Below are 16,792 nucleotides of genomic sequence, written 5' to 3'. Positions count from 1 at the left end.
GTTTTATTGATGGCGATGGCGGTAAGTATTGGCCCATTAATTGGTGCGATCGCAGGTTTCTACGGTGGCCTGATCGGTGTAATCCTGATGCGCTTTACCGATCTATTTCTATCCCTTCCTCAGCTACCCCTGTCCCTGCTGGTGATTTATCTGTTTGGTGATGCTGTGGCCTGCCCTGGGACCCCAGAATGGCACCACAGTGCTCCCCACATGGCAATTTTTCCAGGAGCAGCAACTTTTCTGACGGTTTTGAGCCTTAATTTTATTGGTGACGGCCTTCGGGACAAACGAGATGCAAATTAGGCATTGGCGCAATTCCCCGCTCCCTGGCACCACCCCAAAATAGTTATCCCAACCAAAAAACACTTTAAAGAATGGATTTACCACCAAACTCTTTCTTGTCCGGAATTTCCAAAATAAATCCTTTTAGATATGCAAAACTGCCAAGATTGACCGATATGCCTTCGACAATCTTCAGAGGCTTGAAAAATCTTCTATATTCAAGGCTATCGTGCCATACTTCAACAATTCTAGTGATTCGAGTATGAAGCCTTGACGCAAAACAACAACAATTCTCCGGGAAAGCCCCAGGCATTCATGTAGAACATTCATAGCAAGCTTGAGATTGACAACAATTTGTTGTCTCAAGGGCTAAAGGGTTTCTGCTTGGTATAGCAAACGGCTGAATGCATTCAGCCGTTTGCTGTGTACATAGCTGTTGCTAGTTTAGCTGTTGCTAGTTATAGGTTTCAGCAATAACTGATGTTGTGGACTATATGCGCCAAGCTATATTTATCTGCCAAGCACATTTACTCCTATTGGATGCACGCAGGCTATTTTAGCGAGTTCTCCAATCGTTGTTATAGGTATACACTACCATCATCTCTTGATGGCTCAGCCCATTGATATTGGCATAGCATCAGTTTTACAGTTGCTGTTGTGCCAGCAATATCAGAGGATATGGCCAGGTTCATTCTCTACTCTATAAAGCCCATATCTAGCCCAATATTGGGCTAGATATGGGCTTTATATCGCTTAGGTGAGTTGTTGTACAAAAACATTGAGTCTTTCCATACCCTGCTCAATGGTGGCCATGTCAGTGGCATAGGAGACTCGAATGCCACTGTCGGCACCAAAAGCAACCCCTGGAACAGCTGCAACATATTTTTCATCCAGCAGTCGGTTACAAAAATCTAGGGACGTCAAACCGGTTTTGCTGATATTGATGAACAGATAAAATGCACCATTCGGAATAACGCAGTTGAGCCCAGGAATTGAATTGACTAAATTAACAATGGCGGTACGTCGTTTCGCAAAAGCCTGACGCATGGTTTCGACACAATCCTGGGAGGATTCTAGGGCTGAGATCGCACCATACTGAGCAAACGTGCACACATTTGATGTGCTTTGGCTTTGCAGCGTATTGGCCGCCTTGATCAGTTCCACAGGACCGGCCAAATACCCGAGCCGCCAACCTGTCATGGCATAGGCTTTAGCAAACCCGTTACTGACAATGGTGCGTTTAAACATAGCCTCGCTAACCGCGCCAATACTAAGGTGTTGAGCCCCATCATAGAGAATCTTTTCGTAGATTTCGTCGGCCACTACCCAGATATCATTAGCCACCACCACGTCGGCTAAGGCTCGAACCTCTTCAGGGCTATAAACCATTCCCGTTGGGTTAGATGGGGAGTTGAAAATAAGAAATTTGGTTTTGGGGGTGATGGCCTGTTGCAGCTGTTTTGGGGTGATTTTATAGCCGCTTTCCGCTGTGGTAGGCATAATCACAGGTGTGCCGCCAGCCAGTTTGACTATTTCTGGATAGCTTACCCAGTAGGGCGCTGGGATTAAGACTTCATCCCCCGCCTCAATGGTGATCATCATCAGTGCGTACAAAGAATGTTTGCCGCCGTTGGTAACGATGATATTTTCGGCGTTGTAAGCTAACTTGTTTTTGTTGCGTAGTTTAGTTGCGATCGCACTTCTCAGACGAGGCTCACCAGCTGCGGGACCATAACGTGTCTTTCCCTCATCTAGTGCACGTTTGGCTGCCTCACGTATATGCTCTGGAGTATCAAAATCAGGTTCACCAGCGCTGAAGCTACAAATATCCAGCCCTTCAGCCTTCATTGCTTTTGCCCTAGCAGAAATTGCCAAGGTCATCGAAGGTGTGACTTGCTGCACTCTAGCAGCTAACTTGATACTCATTAGGACGCTGTTGACCCTCGCTTCAAAACCCTATTCTGATTAGCTTAGATCGATTTGTAGTGGAGATTGCAAATCTTTATGATTTGCTTGAATCCTGACCTATAGCAAACTGCTGAATACCTTCAAGAACTTGCTGCGCACACAGCGGTTGCTATTGATAGCTTTCAGCAATAACTGATGTTGTGAACTATGGGTACCCAACGATAAAGTGCGCCAAACGATAGGTGTTTGTCTAAAAAAAAGCTCCCCTAGGATCACTAGAAGAGCAAATGTTCTTGATCTGTGTGAAGGAAACAGTGTGAGGAGAATTTGTCAAGGGCTTAGCCCAGGCAAGATCCCAATGCAAGGAGCACAGTGCGTACAGCAGATTGCCAGTAATTACTGTGTGTCGCTTTTCAGGAACTCCAATTTTGGATTAAATCCGTTTATTGGATTGATTTAATAATCTCCCAGATAAGGCATCCTTGATGTGATTTCGTGGCTCAAAACCTGTGATATTACTAGCCTATGCCGGTGACGTAGGTGATAACTCCCAGTGATATCGATAGTTATTCAGTGGTGAGCGAAATCACTGAATATCCAGGCATGGAGGCATGTCCCTTTCTGGACATGGGGGGCAATCACACCAATAACCAGATTGCTAAGCCCCAGAATGGAATAAATCGTAATCCTCTTAGCCGCCCCCCCACAGGCATAACAGCCCCCATCAGCCAGCTCTGAAATACCCAAAACAGTGCTATATCTACGACAAAGGCCAGAGTGACTCGGTTATGGGTAATTTGCTCTCCCAAATAACTAAAGCGACTTAATGCGCCACCTAATTCAGGTCGGTTAAGGCAAAACCAGATAATGGCCAGATTACCCACTGTTAGGCCTAATGCTCCGAAAAAGCGAACAAGGATGCCTTTGGTTGGTTCGAGTGTAGTCTCAGGTACTGGCTGCTGGAGGCGTAGAGCCATATAAGGCATTAAAAACACATTGGTGAAAAACATTGCCAGTCCCCAGACCATTAATTTTGGTAGGTGCTGACTACGCTCATCCATCATCATCAGAGGCAGAAACATAAAGATCCAGGCTTCTGCCAGGTTAAAAAAAACTTGCGCAGCTGGATTGACCATCGGCGCTTGTAAGTAACTAACACCTGCAAGATTTAAAAGTGGAAGAATAAAAAAGAAATTAAGTGATTCGTTAGTAATTTCTTGGATAGTATCTGGCTGAATAGCCCAGATGGGTTCCCCGGGTAACCAGTTGGGGGGTGATAGCAGGAGTAGACCCACATACACAATGGTGGCTACCCACAATAGTCTACATAGACTGACTGATTCTTGTTTCGAGGTGGGTAATGTGGATTCAGGGGAGGATGAAGAAGAAGGCATAGTCGAATTTGTCAGGGCTCAATGAACGTTTTGACGTCCTAACCAATAGCGCACTAAAGGCGTAACCAAGCGGATAATAGCAAACGCAGCTTTGCCAGGTTTTAGAGCTGGTTCGACGCAGTCACGGGCAAAAATGAGTTTGCCACTATTTGGGGAAAAGCGATAGAAGCTGACACCGCGCCCATTGGGGAAGGCGATCCCGTCCAATTCGACATGCCAGGTGACCCCAACTGCTAAATCGTCTCCGGCCATATCATCGATCACAAACTGTAAATCCGCTGGTACGGCCTGGCATGACTCAGTAAATAACCCTTGGACTGCTGCTTTGCCCATAAACGTGGCTGAAAAGTTCAGGTCTTCGTAACAGCATTGGTCATCGATCAAGGCTACTGCTTGAGAAACATCTCGATGGTTAATGGCTTCATAGATAGACTGAATGCTATGGACGGCTTGATTCATCTTGATCTGTTCACATTAGTTGGATAACTGTGAGTATAAGAAAAGTTTAATCGCTCAAAAAAATCTTCCTGATACACTACTGTGACTGTTGTCACAACTATTAGTGATTGTTGTCAAAATTGCTGTGCGTATTTGAAAGCCCTATTGTATTTAGGGTTTAGCTACTTAGGAAGAACTTTAATCTTCTTGAAGCTATCCTGAAATCTTCTGGGTATTCTTACTTTTTTATATAAGAAGTTAGGTGTTTTTGCCAGAATAGGTTTAATCGATCATGATGAGCATGTCCTCGAATGTTCCCGCCTTTTAATCAAAACTCCAACAGACGCCGCGCTCATCGCCGTTCCAGGGTAACAACTGATGTGGCGATGTCTACTATTCAAACGCCTGAACAACTTGTGGATGCAGGTTTAGCATTAGCTAGACGGCAGGTTCATCAAGAAGCTCTAGGTTATTTTGAGAGGGCGCTTGCCCTTAGTCCTAATCACCCGCAAGCGCTTAAGCATCGTGCTTTAACGTATGTGCATTTGGGACAAACTCGAGCAGCTTTAGTTGATTTAGATCGGTTGATTGATCTAGATCCTAAAAATTTATGGGCCTATGCTAATCGAGCGATTATTTTTCGTGATTTGGGTCACTATGGTAACGCCGTAAGTGATTTTAGTTATTTGGTCAAATTCGATCAGTCTAAACGTTGGCAGTGGTTGATTTCCCGTGGTACTACATTTAAATTGATGGGTCACTATGATGAGGCCTTACAGGACTTTAATCATTCTCTGAAGTTAAATCCTCATAACAGCTGGGCTATTAGTGCCCGTGACGAAATGGTGCTACAGACGCGGCACTACTCTTAAGAGATTTACAGGCTGATGAACTAGAGGTGTTGTTTGAGACGCTAGTTCATGCTTTAAATACTTAGGAGACTATGGAAGTATGATAGGAAAAGCATCATCAGGGGCTATCACAATTCCATAACAAGTCTTTAAAGTGATGACTCAGGTTACAAGGAATTGACGAGAGAATTTTTGGAAAAGTTACGTCGTGTACTCTGCATTGATCTTGACGTAGTCGTAGCTAAGGTCACAGCCCCAAGCGCTGCCAGTGCCTGCTCCGTTGCCGACATTAATTTCAATGCGTACAGGATGGGCGAGGGCTTCAGCCGTAATTTCCTGACGTTTAATGGTCTGAAAACCATCGGTGCTGATCATATCATTCCCCTGATCTAGACTATGTAAGTCTTGCTGTTTCAGTGCTTGCGAACTGAGGTCTGAGCATTGTTTGAGGTAGGCATGGGCTGCAGGATGATCAAATGCCTGTGGTTGGCCTTGCTTCAACAGAACAAAATCCCCTAGTTTAATCTTCAATTGATTTTGATCTAACGTTACACCAGCTCGACCAGCGGCCCCTGCTATTCTTCCCCAATTTGGGTCACGACCAAAGATTGCTGATTTGACCAAAGAGGAGCCGGCAACGGTACGGGCAATTTGTCGAGCGTCTTGATCACTAGTAGTGCCCGATACTTGAACTTCGATTAAACATGTGGCCCCCTCACCATCGCGAGCAATGCTTTTGGCTAAATGGGTGCATAGCTCTGTCAGCATTGCTTCTAGCCGATCGGCATCTGGCCCTGGAGTGATAGCTGGAGTTTTGGATTGGCCATTGGCAAGGGCGATGACGGTATCGTTGGTACTGGTGTCACCATCGACGGTGATTTGGTTAAAGCTCCGATCAACTGCTCGTGCTAACAGGGTTTGCCAGAGACCAGGAGCAACTGTTGCATCACAGGTTATAAAGGACAGCATGGTTGCCATATTGGGATGGATCATGCCTGAGCCCTTGGCAATGCCGCCGACCCTCACCGGACGGCCATTGATTTTGGTTTCTAAGGCGTAGGTTTTAGTGACTAAATCTGTGGTCACAATGGCTTGGGCAGCGGCATTGTTTCCGTGATCGGAAAGTTGATCCACTAACTTTGGCACATGGGCTAGCAGGGGCTCCATTTTGATGCGTTGACCAATGACACCTGTTGAGGCGATCAGTACTTTCTCGGCGCTGGTGTTGAGAGCCTCGGCTGCTGCCTCGGCCATGGTTACGGCGTCCTCCCAACCTTGCTGACCGGTGCAGGCATTGGCCTGGCCTGAGTTGCAGAAGATAGCGCGGGCTGAAGGCTGACTGTCTAATTGTTGTTGGCAGTAATCTACGCAGGCGGCTCTGACGTGGGATTGAGTATAAACTGCGGCTGCGATCGCATCATTCTCTGAAACAATCAGGGCTAAATCAGGGGCACCCGATGCCTTCAGGCCGGCACTAATACCGGCGGCAGTAAATCCTTTTGGGGCAGTCACGCCACCTGCCACTACCTGCCACTGAGTTTCACCCTGTCCCATGATTATTGTCCCTGTATCTGCTGTTTTGATGAATGCGATCGCAATCTGAGCTTATCCTAAGCTGCGATGAAACACTATCAAAGAGTTAGAACCTATTGCTCTGGATCTCTGATGTTTGGGTCAACGGGTTCCTCTACTAATAAATCTCCTAATATATCAACGTGGTTGCTGATTGCAGTATTAAGAGACTTTCCATGGGTAGCCAACAATGCCAACATATCTTCAGGATTTTTGTTCGATAACAAACAAAAATGATCGATAACAAACTTGAGGGTTTGCCCTAGCTGAATATCTTCACCCACCAATGGTGACAGAGCCTGGGGCCGCATTTGAATCTGTTCACCATTACGTGATTGTTCTCTCACCCACCAGGCAAGAAACTCTAACGTGAGCCAGCCAGCTCGGTCATAAGACAGAATAACATCTGTATTGGCCCAAGCTTCGTTGGGTAGACCACCTTGGGTTCGGAGCAGCAGCGCATGGGGTAAATCTCCCATTTTTCCTGGCAACCCATAGTCTTCCAGGGGAATCTTATTTAAGGGCTTTAACCCCGTATTCACCTCCATGACACCTCGAAAGCGATAGAGTGCTTGATGGAAGATTTTTACCTGATCCGGATAATCAGTCATAAAAGGTTCTCTCTTTCCGGAGGACAGCCAGCTTAGCCCATCATTTGGTTAACAAAGTTGGTGTATACCTCACCTTTGAGAAATTCAGGACGCTCCAATACTTGCTGGTGAAAACCAATGGTGGTGGGTAGGCCAGTGATGGCACATTCTCTCAAAGCCCGTTTCATCCGTTGAATGGCAGTGGTACGATTGGGACCCCAAACAATTAATTTGCCAATGAGAGAATCATAGTAAGGAGGAATCTCGTAGTCAGTATATACATGGGAATCCATTCGTACCCCGAGGCCACCTGGGGCTAAGTAGCCACTAATGCGACCGGGATTGGGGCGAAAATTATGATCAGGGTCCTCCGCATTGATCCGACATTCAATGGAATGTCCCTTTAAGGTGATGTCATTTTGCTTAAATGACAGGCGTTCTCCCTGGGCAACACGGATTTGCTCAGCAATTAAGTCGATGCCAGTCACCATTTCGGTAACAGGATGCTCTACCTGAATACGAGTATTCATTTCCATAAAGTAGAAATTTCCCTGGCTATCCACCAAGAACTCGACGGTGCCTGCCCCAACATAATTGATGGCTTTAGCCGCCCTCACCGCTGCTTTCCCCATTTTTTGCCGCAAATCTGGGCTGAGGGCAGGGCTAGGAGCTTCTTCGAGTAATTTCTGGTGGCGACGCTGAATCGAGCAATCCCGCTCCCCCAGATGCACCACATTGCCGTAGCTGTCTGCCAAAATTTGAAACTCGATGTGGCGGGGATTTTCTACAAACTTTTCTAGATAGATGCCGCCGTTACCAAAGGCTGCCTCTGCTTCACCTTGAGCAGAGAGAAATAACTTCGTCATCTCATCGGCTTGACGCACGAGGCGCATGCCGCGACCGCCACCACCAGCCGTGGCCTTGACCATCACGGGATAGCCGATGTCTGCGGCTAACGTCATCGCGTCTTCGGGGGTGTTTAATAGACCTTTGCTGCCAGGAACTGTGGGTACCTTAACCCGTTGCATGGTTGACTTAGCGGTGGATTTGTCCCCCATCGCCCGCATTGCTGCTGCCGAGGGACCAATAAATACAATTTTATGGTCAGCGCAAATATCAACGAAGCGATCGTTCTCTGCTAAGAAACCATAGCCAGGGTGGATAGCACTGGCACCCGTTGTCATGGCGGCAGCAATAATATTAGGAACGTTTAGATAGCTGCGACTGCTGGGTGCTTCGCCAATACAGATAGCTTCATCGGCTAGCTGTACATGGAGAGCGTGGCGATCAATAGTGGAATGGACAGCTACTGTAGCTATTCCCATTTCCTCACAGGTGCGTAAAATTCGCAGCGCGATTTCACCTCGGTTCGCAATCAAGATTTTCGAAAAGCGCATCAGCCAGCCACTACCCTAAGGAAACTTTTTATCTATGTGCATCATATGACGGAAGCTGATCGTACCACGTGGGCTATTTCTCCCCAGAAGAGATGGGGCAAATTGAGTCGAGAAAATCTCGTTACTGAAGGGGCTGTTTGTGGTTTACTGTTATATGCTGTTATGCATTTTTTTAACAGCAAGCTGCTTCAGCAGTATTCTGCGGATGTGGTGGAATTGGTAGACACGCACGCTTGAGGGGCGTGTGGCTTATGCCATGCGAGTTCGATTCTCGCCATCCGCATTAATTATTTGGTCTAGATTTGGTCTAGTTTTTAGATCTGTATAGTTCTTTTGTATTAGGGGTGTGGTTTTAGCTGCACCCCTAAGCGTTTGAATACGTTTGATGCCCCTGTCTAAGTCAGCCATCATCACCCGCTGCACAGCTCAGGCCAAGCGTATATCATGAAAACAGTCATGAATTTTTGTAAACAGTTTTGACTTCAACGCTCGGACCGTCACCCAAGGCTCAGAAAACGACTGGCTGGTATTCTCTGGATATGCTCTGGCAAGGGGATGAGGCGGTTGTTAAGAAAGGATTGCCCCACGATCAGCTATCACCAGCGTGGCAGATTCTGATGCTGGGTGATGGTTCTCCTACGCGGCATCTACAACTGTTGACCCGAGAGCCCACAGAGGTTGATGTCATTGAAATGTCTTTAGTGGGCATGGCCAATGATGGAGCCCCCGATATCATTAGCTATGTACCGGGTCCTCGTCTCAGGCGACAGGTGTGGTTACGAACAGCATCGGGGCAGCGGCTAGCCTATGCCACATCCTGGTGGGAAGCTAGCCATGTGGATGAATACCTGAAGAACCGTTCGCTACCAATTTGGGCCAGTCTGGCTAATTTGCGCACCGAACTTTATCGAGATATTCAAGGAATTTATTATGGTTGGAGCCCACCGTTAGAAGCTGCCTTTGGTCAAAAAGGTCCGTTTTGGGGCCGTCATTATTTGTTTTGGCACCATGGTAAACCGCTGACCCTGATTTACGAGGTGTTTTCGCCATACCTTATGCGTTATTTGGGTCCCATGCGTTCCGAAACGAGCCATCGGTAAGGATAAAACGCTGAGGTTAATGGTTTTCGGGGTGGGAAATTTGATTACGCCGTTTACGGCATCGATCCGAGCAATATTTCACTTCATCCCAGCAATCGGCCCATTTTTTGCGCCAGGTGAAAGAACGCTGGCAAACGGCACATATTTTTTCAGGTAAATCAGACTTGCGACGCTGACGAGGCATTTTGGTAGTTTTCTAAGGTGCACGGTATGCTCAGAACCTAGTCTAAAGGGCATTTCTTATGGTGCCTGCCTATTTAGCGCTTTTGCGATCGCATGTCCCCTGACACCCCTTTCCCCAATCTCAGCATTGTCTTAGTCGAACCGGCTGGCCCACTTAATATTGGGTCAATAGCGCGGGTGATGAAAAATTTTGGATTATCCCAACTCGTTTTGGTCAACCCCCAATGCGATCCTTTTAGTGACGATGCCAGGCAAATGGCGGTCCATGCCTATGACTTGATTGAGTCATCGAAGACAGTGGCTACATTGCCGGATGCTCTGGTGGGGTGTCAGCGTGCGATCGCAACCACAGCCCGCCGTCGAGATTTGCAAACACCCCTTGAATCCCCCGAAGTTGCCCTGCCTTGGCTGCTGGAAACGGGAGCCACCGCACTGATCTTTGGGCCTGAAGATCGAGGCCTGAACAATGATGAAATGCTGCAGGCTCAACGGTTTATTAAAATTGATACCCATCCGACCTACGAGTCTTTAAACTTAGCTCAAGCGGTTGCTATTTGTTGTTATGAGTTATCTCGGGTAGGGCAGCGACCTCAGCAAACACCACCTGAGCCAATCGTGAGTGAACAAGCTAATGTGGTGGCTGCCACCCTAGACGAGCTTGATGGGTACTATCACCATTTAGAGTCGATTTTGTTGAAAATCGGCTATCTTTATCCCCATACAGCTCCTAGTCGTATGCGAAAGTTTCGACAACTGGGCCATCGTGCCGCCTTGTCTACTCAAGATGTTGCTATGCTACGCGGTATCTTACGGCAGATAGACTGGGCTACCACACATCAGGGAATTGATTCAAACGCCCCCTAGCCATGCAATCAGTTTTCACGCTGGGGTAACGATTAGCCATGTGTTCTCACCTATGACGGATCCACAGCAGCCTTATCCTAAATCACGTCGAACTGGTCGACCGCGACGGCAGCGTCGGTCGGCTTCCTTGGGGCGACCAGCGGACCGATCACGAGGGTCGTCCAGACGAGCCAGGTCCAATGCCTCGGGTGGCATGTTCGGTGACATGGTTGATCCGTCACGGCATGTCCGCCGCACTCGTCGGAACGCTCGGTCTACCTGGCCCCCTCAGCCTAAAGCTTCTTTATTACCTAGGTTGCCGAAACCATTGGTCTACGGCATTAGACTGCTGATTATTGGTTTGGGTGTGGCTGCGATCGCGGGTACGGTGCTGTCAGTACTTACACCTGCTGATGACCAGTCAACCACGAGCACCGCTGCTGAAACTCAGTCGGCAGTTACCGTAACAGCGGCTCCTGACAATGACGTGCTGGTAGTTACCCGGGAACTGACAGCTCTAAAAACCAAGTTGGAGGAGTTACAGGAACTGATTCCTGAATTAACGCCGACAATCTATGTCTTTGATCTAGATACAGGCAACTATGTAGAGGTGGCCGGTAATGCCGAAACGCCAGCAGCTAGTACTATAAAGCTACCGATTCTGATTGCCTTTTTTAAGGCGGTGGATGAGGGACGCATCACCGTTGATCAAGCATTAGCTATGCAGTCTAACCAAATTGCTGGTGGGTCTGGTGATATGCAAGGACAGCCTCCAGGCACCCGATATACCGCATTGGAAGTGGCCACCCAAATGATCATCAATAGCGATAATACCGCTACCAATATGATGATCGATCTATTGGGTGGTCCCCAGGTTCTCAATCAGCAGTTTGCCGATTGGGGATTGACGATGACGATTCTGCGCAATCCCTTGCCAGATATAGAGGGCACGAACACGACCAGTGCTCAAGATCTAGTACGAATGATTGCCCATCTTCATAAAGGGGATATTTTAAGCCTGCGCTCCCGCGACCGGGTGATGAATATTTTGCAGCGGACCTACAATAAGAAGCTACTGCCTGCGGGCGTGAGTGAAACCACTATCAGCTATAACAAAACTGGCAATATTGGTGAAGTGCTCGGGGATGTGGCTCTGATGGATCTTGCCAATGGCAAGCGGTATGCGATCGCGGCCCTAGTCCGTCGCCCTGAAAATGATGGTCGAGCTCAAGAATTGATCCGACGTATTTCGCAGGCAGTGTATCAGACGATGAACCAATCTGCGCCTGTGCCACTGCCTGTAGGTACATCTACCGAAACTGAGCCAGATCTGCAACCCAATGGTGAGGTCCCTGGTTCAAACGTCCCTAACCCCCAAGAACAAATTTAAGCTCTACTTAAAATTTGTTCAAAATCTCATTAATTTCGTGTATTTGCCAAAAACTGTATGAATACAGTTGACAAGGTAGACATCTTTGATACACTTTGTCACACAAGTTCGGGGATTTAGTAGTCCATCTACACTCTGATACCTGTGAGCGCTAGAGGAATATGGTCAATACCCCTGTCGATATTAATCAGGTAAGACAATCAGCTGCTACTGGGCATTTTCGGTCCATAGCTTTGTGGCTCAACTACCCGTTGGTGCCCCAGTCTATTTATGCGCGGGTTCAAACCGACCAGTATTCAGGATATTTGCAAGTTTTACTAGAGTTTGAGCGTCCTCCCAAAAAGGATGTACTGATTCGATTTGTCTGTAATCGGCTTTGCCAGCTAGAGTCGAAGGTTATTCGGGGTGTTGCTTTGATCGGTTGTTTGGTGGGTACCGATCAGCCTCTGTGGCAGCAGCGGGTGAAATTAAGTCAGCGTAAACAACGTGCAACTGTTCAACAGCCCAGCCAAGACACGGCAGCAGCCCCTGTCACAACACCTTCCTTGGCACCTGAACCTGCGGTGACTGAGCAGGTCGTGACGCCCGAGGTCTCCGATGCTCAAGCAGAAACCATAACCGCTACCACTTACGGTGGCGAGACACTGAAGACAGTTCCGTCTTACCTCATTCCTCGTGAAACGAATTTACAAGAACGACGACGGCGACCTAACCGTAGTGTGGCTCCCTTTCCGTTAGTACAAATTCGTTCCACCGATATTGACAGTACTCAAACCTCAACTCAGCGCCGCATGAATCGCCGCCGTCTTACACCTAAAGACGTTATTGAGCATCAGTTCAAATACATGAGGGCGATTGTCGTTACTGGCTCCGCTGCTGCTGCCTTTATCCTGGGCTGTGTGACTGAGGCTGTTTTCTCCCAACGTGGCCAAGTGGCTCAGAAGCAGTCGCCGTCTCTACCTACCTTCAAGGAAGGTGGATGGCGTCCCCTTAGTGACGTAGAAACTCAGGAGATTGCCTATCGTTCCGCGATGCGAGGACCGGCAGTCTCCGCTGCTCTAGAACCCGTTGCTGTGATGTCCCATGAGCCCAGCAGTAGCCCTGAAAATCCTACGGTTACACTGGTTTTTGGTGGAGAAGTGCCCGTGGGTGATGTCCCATTACAAACTCCCGATGCTGTGGAAGAAGTCTTGGGTGAACTAGAGGCTTTTCGAGAAGCTGATGTGGCTATGGTAGGTCTCGGGAATTCCCTGGCCAGTGCCGATACCTCGCTGCAAGAAAATTACTTTGAACGTTCTCGTCCCGATGCGGCGGATGCCCTCCTCAAAGGGGGAATTGATATTGTGGGGCTGACTAGCGACCAAACAATGGATTTTGGTAGCCATGGTTTGACAGAGACCATAAAAACTTTGGACGGTGTTGGCATCTATCGAGTGGGGGCCGGTCGTAATCAGCAGGAGGCCCGTCGTCCAGAAGTTTTAGATGTCAAAGGTCAGCGCATTGCCTACTTAAATTACGCTCCGGATAGTGATGATGCGGCGACCCTAAATCGAGCTGGCCTGAATATTCAGGAGCGAGACAACATTGTGGCAGATATTGCTGCTCTGCGTGAGGCTGTGGATTGGATAGTTGTGAATTATCGCTGGTACGGAGACTTAGCAGCAGAGCCCAATGCACAGCAGGTTAATTTGTCTAGATCCGCAATTGATGCCGGTGCTGACTTAGTAGTTGGCTATCATGCTCAACAGTTGCAGGGGGCTGAACTCTATAAATCTCGACCTATTGTCTACGCTTTGGGGGATTTTATTTTTGAAGAGGAACCCCTGAGCGATCATGACACGGCTGCTTTGCGGGTTTCTCTGCGGGAAAACCAAATGAAAGTAGAGTTCCTCCCTGTCAGTGTTAGGGAGGCTCGACCAAAGACTGCCTCTGGGGAAACGGCTAGAGCTATTCTCAAGCAGATTCGTCAAGCATCTAATACGTTGCCATCGCCGTTGCAGTTTCCCGCCATTTTAGAGGCCACTCCTCCAACGGAGCCTTTGCTAAAACCTGAAAAGCCTGTGGCTCCCCTGAAAACATTAGGTGAGCTAGAGCCTGGGCCGTTGTCGGATAGTCAAAACCCTTTGGAAGGGGAGTTCATACAGCCAGAGAGTTTTCCCCCTGATACCTTTGACGGTTTTGCCCCTGGGTTTGAAAGTTTTGAGTCAGAGATCTTGGATTCAGAGACCTTTTCAAATACCTCTGATGGATTTACCGTTGAACCAGAGGTATCTGAGCGTAATGTAGCTGAGCCCAATCCATTTGAACCTCGTAATCTAGAGTCAGAGAGCTGGAGTGATGGTCTGGCACCTGCCCAAACTATGAACGAGAACGGCCCTCTAGAAGAATCAGGTCTTTTAGAGGGCAATAGCCCTTTAGATAGCTTTAACACTCAGCCCGATAGTGAGCCCGCTTTTGATAATGCCGTGCCTTATGAGATATGGGAATCACCTGCACCCATTAATCCTAATGCTGCGCCGAAGCGAGGCACTAACCCTAACGTCATTGATAATGGCACCGGTATGGAGTTAATACCCCAGCAGGAAGGGGATGATATTCTGGCTCCCAATGATGGGCCTTTGCCGGGCTATGACATGTTGGAAAATTGGGGTGAAAAATCATCTCCCCACAAAGAATTTAATCCTATCCAGGAACGTTTAAATAACTTTGACCCATCTGAGGTTGACGTTCCTACTGCATCTCCTGATGATGTCTTTCCTATAGGGGCTCCAGAGGTGTCTGTAGAGCCTGATGATGAAACTGAAGACATAAGGGATACATCGGGTGCTATCTCTCCCCATGATGAGCCCTTGGTAGGACCTCTTGGGTAATTTTTAGATAACAGTAACGTTTGAATATACTTATAGGCACTCTCTGGTTGCTAGAGCTACATTGACGAAGAATTATTGATGTTTTGTATGTTAACGATATACAAAACATAATGGTTCGATACATCACTGTGCTCATTTGTTAGAACGAGACAGGCATTTGCTCTTAGTAAAAGAAAACGTGGGCAAACTCTTGAAACTCTTCCTCCAAAAGGGTTTTAAGATCTGTTTCAGAAATGTACATAGTACATGTGAACTCAGTATTTCTTCGGTTTTGATACAAGGGGTTTACCACTTCGTAAAAGATTCGGGTATACTTTTACTTTCTCACCCTAATCCTTGTAGAAAGCTTAGAAATACGGGTAAGCGCGCAGATTTTTGAGACAAAAGGCACATTCGTGAGCCGTTTTATACTGATGTTGTGCAGGGGCTCGGAAGAAAGAACATAGGCAGGTCAATATAAATTGAGCCAGCCAATCATGTTGTAATCTTTGTGAGATTTATAACCGCTATGGGAAGGGCAGGAAAAGCATTAAAGCATGTACTTACTCAGTACGGAATTAGTCAAAATCGTCTGGCCGTGACAATGGGTGTAGCCCGTTCGACGGTCAACCAATGGGTGAATGAAGTCAGCGATCCACTGGCAGACTCTGTGCCAGAGATCATTGTCGCTCTTGAAACATTAGAGCCGTCAGCTGCTAGCATTTTTCTCAGCATGTATCTGGAACGAGGTGCTGAGGCGACTGCTGATCATCGCTAGTTAACCGTAGGCGCGTTAAGTGCGCTAGGGAATCCAGACAGGATTGATGCCGGCAAAAGGTAGTGCCTGTGGTTCAACTGGCTGAGGCCTCTTGTTTAATCGGTCGTCGCTTGTCTGATAAAGCGGTAGCAACCATATCTTTGAGGTTGCGATCGCAATGCCGTCATCTAGAACCACCGAGTTGTCAGCTGTGGCACTTGGTGTTGTTTCGTCGAAAAGTAGAGCCAAACCGTCAGGGGCTAGGCTCATGTGCACCGATGGCTGAGGCGATAATGTCTGGAGTGTTTCTACATCGCCAGTGCTCAAGTTAATGGCCGCAATAGATGGCTGTACTTGGTAGGTTTCACCCTCAAGTAATTGACTGGTTAAACAGAATAAAAGTTCATTAGTGGGGTCGAACTGCGCATCTAAGATCGACCCTGTCACATTTATTAGGGGCTTTTCATCGCCCTGATTGGATACCCAAAATAATGTTTGAGTGAAGCGTTTGTCCGGGTCATCCTGGTTAAAGCTCACCATGGCTGCTGCAGAGCCATTGCTGGCCACATCCATGACCAGCCCATATTGGGGTAAAAAGTCTAACGTTTCGCCACTTTGCTCGTCTGGAGCATTGTTCAAAGCAATGATAGCGGTGCCTTCTCCCTGTTGCAGGAGGAGTGACTGACTGTCAGGTGCAATTATAAAATCTCCGCCAGGCTCAGTCTCTAGACGGCGGGGAGGCTGATCTTGGGTAACGACCCAAGGGCCAAAATTACCTGGATTGTTGCGACTCACTCGCTGTACAACAATGGTACTGCCGTCAGGAGAGAGATCAAATTTTAAATTCTGATATTCGCTGCTATCAAGTAACGTCTCAATTTGACCACTTGAATTGTTTGTGTCGTCCCCTAAACCAGTGGTTACGGTGTATAGTGCCTGGTCTTGTTGAGTGTTTTGCCCCCGTTCTATGGCTGCAAACAAAATGCGATCGCCCTGGGTGTAGGGCTTGTAGTCCATAACCGTTAGATTTTTGGGGGTCAAAGCTGTTTGGGACTGAGTGCTGAGGTTATAGAGCATCAGGCGGCCTTGATCTTCGCCTTCTACACCAATGTAGGCGAAGGCTCGCTTGCGAGACTTAAAACTAGCCTTAAAGGGCATAAATTTGGCTTCTGGCCCACTAAAGCGGTCGCTAGCTTCGGGAAGGCTAACTGTAAACTCGTTGCCGTAGGGGGCTGGAA

General features: G+C 47.7%; 14 protein-coding genes, 1 tRNA gene and 1 pseudogene. 8 read left to right on the top strand and 8 right to left on the bottom strand.

All coding sequences use genetic code 11. The features are described 5' to 3' along the window. Positions 1–9: 9 nt before the first annotated feature. A pseudogene (locus DXZ20_RS08745) lies at positions 10–303 on the top strand (hypothetical protein); the annotation flags it as partial. 732 nt (positions 304–1,035) lie between these two features. Here the strand turns inward: DXZ20_RS08745 and DXZ20_RS08740 are convergent. The 3 genes from DXZ20_RS08740 to DXZ20_RS08730 form a co-directional block, all read right to left on the bottom strand. After that, complete coding sequence (locus DXZ20_RS08740; RefSeq protein WP_163703443.1) at positions 1,036–2,202, bottom strand: aminotransferase class I/II-fold pyridoxal phosphate-dependent enzyme; 1,167 nt, start codon at positions 2,200–2,202, stop codon at positions 1,036–1,038. Positions 2,203–2,828: 626 nt separating this feature from the next. Next, complete coding sequence (locus DXZ20_RS08735; protein ID WP_163697664.1) at positions 2,829–3,584, bottom strand: hypothetical protein; 756 nt, start codon at positions 3,582–3,584, stop codon at positions 2,829–2,831. A gap of 18 nt (positions 3,585–3,602) precedes the next feature. Then, entirely contained in the window at positions 3,603–4,043 is a 441-nt protein-coding gene (locus DXZ20_RS08730; protein ID WP_163664709.1) for a nuclear transport factor 2 family protein, read from the bottom strand. Positions 4,044–4,408: 365 nt separating this feature from the next. Between DXZ20_RS08730 and DXZ20_RS08725 the strand changes: the two genes are divergently transcribed. Then, positions 4,409–4,894, top strand: a complete 486-nt coding sequence (locus tag DXZ20_RS08725; RefSeq protein WP_163697661.1) for a tetratricopeptide repeat protein — start codon at positions 4,409–4,411, stop codon at positions 4,892–4,894. Positions 4,895–5,074: 180 nt separating this feature from the next. Here the strand turns inward: DXZ20_RS08725 and argJ are convergent, their stop codons facing one another. The 3 genes from argJ to accC form a co-directional block, all read right to left on the bottom strand. Next, positions 5,075–6,427 carry a bifunctional ornithine acetyltransferase/N-acetylglutamate synthase gene (argJ, locus tag DXZ20_RS08720; RefSeq protein WP_163697659.1) on the bottom strand — a complete coding sequence of 451 codons (1,353 nt, stop codon included), beginning with the start codon at positions 6,425–6,427 and terminating at the stop codon, positions 5,075–5,077. A 92-nt stretch (positions 6,428–6,519) separates the two neighbouring features. Further along, on the bottom strand, positions 6,520–7,056 hold the full coding sequence (locus tag DXZ20_RS08715; protein WP_163664714.1) for a hypothetical protein: 537 nt from the start codon (positions 7,054–7,056) through the stop codon (positions 6,520–6,522). 32 nt (positions 7,057–7,088) lie between these two features. Then, complete coding sequence (gene accC, locus DXZ20_RS08710; protein ID WP_163664716.1) at positions 7,089–8,432, bottom strand: acetyl-CoA carboxylase biotin carboxylase subunit; 1,344 nt, start codon at positions 8,430–8,432, stop codon at positions 7,089–7,091. 201 nt (positions 8,433–8,633) lie between these two features. On the opposite strand from accC, the gene DXZ20_RS08705 reads away from it, so the two are divergent. Beyond that, positions 8,634–8,715 (top strand) — tRNA-Leu (locus tag DXZ20_RS08705). Between the two features lie 193 nt (positions 8,716–8,908). Continuing rightward, on the top strand, positions 8,909–9,532 hold the full coding sequence (locus DXZ20_RS08700) for a chorismate lyase (RefSeq protein WP_431732023.1): 624 nt from the start codon (positions 8,909–8,911) through the stop codon (positions 9,530–9,532). Positions 9,533–9,548: 16 nt separating this feature from the next. On the opposite strand, the gene DXZ20_RS08695 is transcribed toward DXZ20_RS08700, so the two are convergent. Next, entirely contained in the window at positions 9,549–9,716 is a 168-nt protein-coding gene (locus DXZ20_RS08695) for a DUF2256 domain-containing protein (RefSeq protein WP_163664717.1), read from the bottom strand. A gap of 92 nt (positions 9,717–9,808) precedes the next feature. Between DXZ20_RS08695 and DXZ20_RS08690 the strand changes: the two genes are divergently transcribed. The 4 genes from DXZ20_RS08690 (at position 9,809) to DXZ20_RS08675 (ending at position 15,575) form a co-directional block, all read left to right on the top strand. Beyond that, positions 9,809–10,579 (top strand): RNA methyltransferase, encoded by a 771-nt coding sequence (locus tag DXZ20_RS08690; RefSeq protein WP_163664718.1) that lies wholly within the window; start codon positions 9,809–9,811, stop codon positions 10,577–10,579. Between the two features lie 52 nt (positions 10,580–10,631). Next, on the top strand, positions 10,632–11,948 hold the full coding sequence (locus DXZ20_RS08685) for a serine hydrolase (protein WP_163697658.1): 1,317 nt from the start codon (positions 10,632–10,634) through the stop codon (positions 11,946–11,948). A 161-nt stretch (positions 11,949–12,109) separates the two neighbouring features. After that, a complete protein-coding gene (locus DXZ20_RS08680; protein WP_163697656.1) occupies positions 12,110–14,818 on the top strand; it encodes a CapA family protein in 2,709 nt (902 codons plus the stop codon). Positions 14,819–15,326: 508 nt separating this feature from the next. Then, complete coding sequence (locus tag DXZ20_RS08675) at positions 15,327–15,575, top strand: helix-turn-helix domain-containing protein (RefSeq protein WP_006518130.1); 249 nt, start codon at positions 15,327–15,329, stop codon at positions 15,573–15,575. A gap of 24 nt (positions 15,576–15,599) precedes the next feature. Here DXZ20_RS08675 and DXZ20_RS08670 read toward each other — a convergent pair. Continuing rightward, positions 15,600–16,792 (bottom strand): TolB-like translocation protein (locus DXZ20_RS08670; protein WP_163703442.1); only part of this gene is annotated, 1,193 nt, incomplete at its 5' end.

Source organism: Adonisia turfae CCMR0081 (assembly GCF_011009555.1).
Classification (GTDB): Bacteria; Cyanobacteriota; Cyanobacteriia; order Phormidesmidales; family Phormidesmidaceae; genus Leptothoe; species Leptothoe turfae.
Note: the sequence above shows the minus strand (reverse complement) of the source record. Positions and strands in the feature narration are given on the sequence as shown.

Excerpts from the sequence above, each read along its gene's own strand:
- DXZ20_RS08735 (WP_163697664.1), bottom strand. The coding sequence starts at position 3,584 with ATGCCTTCTTCTTCATCCTCCCCTGAATCCACATTACCCACCTCGAAA.
- DXZ20_RS08730 (WP_163664709.1), bottom strand. The coding sequence starts at position 4,043 with ATGAATCAAGCCGTCCATAGCATTCAGTCTATCTATGAAGCCATTAAC.
- DXZ20_RS08725 (WP_163697661.1), top strand. The coding sequence starts at position 4,409 with ATGTCTACTATTCAAACGCCTGAACAACTTGTGGATGCAGGTTTAGCA.
- argJ (WP_163697659.1), bottom strand. The coding sequence starts at position 6,427 with ATGGGACAGGGTGAAACTCAGTGGCAGGTAGTGGCAGGTGGCGTGACT.
- DXZ20_RS08715 (WP_163664714.1), bottom strand. The coding sequence starts at position 7,056 with ATGACTGATTATCCGGATCAGGTAAAAATCTTCCATCAAGCACTCTAT.
- accC (WP_163664716.1), bottom strand. The coding sequence starts at position 8,432 with ATGCGCTTTTCGAAAATCTTGATTGCGAACCGAGGTGAAATCGCGCTG.
- DXZ20_RS08695 (WP_163664717.1), bottom strand. The coding sequence starts at position 9,716 with ATGCCTCGTCAGCGTCGCAAGTCTGATTTACCTGAAAAAATATGTGCC.
- DXZ20_RS08690 (WP_163664718.1), top strand. The coding sequence starts at position 9,809 with ATGTCCCCTGACACCCCTTTCCCCAATCTCAGCATTGTCTTAGTCGAA.
- DXZ20_RS08685 (WP_163697658.1), top strand. The coding sequence starts at position 10,632 with ATGACGGATCCACAGCAGCCTTATCCTAAATCACGTCGAACTGGTCGA.
- DXZ20_RS08680 (WP_163697656.1), top strand. The coding sequence starts at position 12,110 with ATGGTCAATACCCCTGTCGATATTAATCAGGTAAGACAATCAGCTGCT.
- DXZ20_RS08675 (WP_006518130.1), top strand. The coding sequence starts at position 15,327 with ATGGGAAGGGCAGGAAAAGCATTAAAGCATGTACTTACTCAGTACGGA.